Below are 238 nucleotides of genomic sequence, written 5' to 3' on the forward strand. Positions count from 1 at the left end.
TGCCGGTGCCGCGACCGCACTTAGATTCACAAGGGCTTGACGAACGGCTTCTTTTGCAAAATTAACGGCGCGAATATCCCCATTTACTACTTCAAAGAACCAATCTAAGCCAAAGCGTCCACCTGAACCACAGCTACCCCGCTCACGTTTACCATCTTCTTCCACGAGAACCGAAATGGATAAACGCACAAGCGGGCGAATATCTGCAGCAAGTGTGCCATCCGTTGCAACTACTAAC

At 50.0% G+C, this 238-nt stretch carries 1 pseudogene; it reads right to left on the minus strand.

From position 1 onward, the window contains the following. Positions 1-238: pseudogene (tldD, locus tag ACTHS4_RS12525) on the minus strand (metalloprotease TldD); the annotation flags it as partial.

It is taken from the genome of Neisseria sp. P0014.S009, from assembly GCF_051958155.1.
GTDB classification, from domain to species: domain Bacteria; phylum Pseudomonadota; class Gammaproteobacteria; order Burkholderiales; family Neisseriaceae; genus Neisseria; species Neisseria flavescens_C.